The 1,101-nt window shown below is 46.7% G+C and carries 2 protein-coding genes; both read left to right on the plus strand.

The genetic code is table 11. The annotated features are described in order from the left end of the window. The coding region (locus F6K49_RS52020; protein ID WP_293110872.1) for a GMC family oxidoreductase at positions 1-915 on the plus strand (915 nt) is incomplete at its 5' end. A gap of 1 nt (position 916) precedes the next feature. Continuing rightward, positions 917-1,101, plus strand: a 185-nt coding sequence (locus tag F6K49_RS52025; protein WP_293110874.1) for an NAD-dependent epimerase/dehydratase family protein, incomplete at its 3' end; no start/stop codon positions are given.

Below are 1,101 nucleotides of genomic sequence, written 5' to 3' on the forward strand. Positions count from 1 at the left end.
TACTGCCCCAATGACTCTCGTGCCTCGACGTTGGTATGTGCTATTGATGGGGCAGTTAGCAATTACCATCTCCAGGTAAAAACTAATACAGAAGCAGAGTGCTTGGTTACCAACGGTAAGGGTAAGGTGGTTGGTGTAAAACTTCGCTGGCGCGATAGTGGTACCATCGAGACGCTAAAAGCTAAGACTTACATTATAGCAGCTGGAGCCATCGGTAGCCCAGTAATCCTAATCAAATCTGGCTTAACTGGTCGTAGTGGTCAGGTTGGCAGAAATTATATGTACCATTGCGGTGCTTTGGCGGCTGGGTTGTTTAGTCAACCTACCGGTGGCGCAGATACCTTCATCAAGCAGTTAGGCTTCACCGATCTTTATTTTGGTTCAGGGGATTTTCCCCATAAGCTCGGGTATTCCCAAACTGTGCCAATCCCTGGGCATCTGAGCATACAAGAAAATTTACCAGTACCGATTCCAGATGCGATCGCAAAATTCCTACTCAAACGGATACTGGCGATGACGGGATTTGTCGAAGACTTACCCCAACCCGAAAATAGGGTAGAAGTTACCAACACAGGAGCGATCCATCTAGTCCACAAATTTCATCCTTACGATATTTACCGCTCCCGTTACTACATGAGCCAGCTCAAGAAAGTGATGCGCCATGCTGGGGTAGTATTTATGTTTGGTGCCACCGGGGATAAAGATGATCGTCACACAGCCCATCAAGTGGGCACCACACGTTTTGGTACCGATCCCAACACATCAGTGCTTGACCCATACTGCCGTTTGCACGATCATGACAATGTATTTGTTGTGGATGGTGGATTTATGCCAACCTCGTTGGGGGTTAGTCCTGCTTTAACCATTGTAGCTAATGCACTGCGAGTGGCAGATTATATTAAGGAGACTTGTTAGCATGAAAACTGTTGTAATCACAGGAATTTCCGGCACCCTCGGCAGTGCGTTAGGTCAAGAGTACATCAATCGTGGTTGGCAAGTAGTTGGTGTCACCCGTCAAGAAAACCTCGAAGGTAACTATTTCAATACATTGTGTGTGTCTCAACAACAAACCCTTGAGGATGCCCAAAAGTTGCTTGAGTA

Source organism: Moorena sp. SIO3I6 (assembly GCF_010672095.1).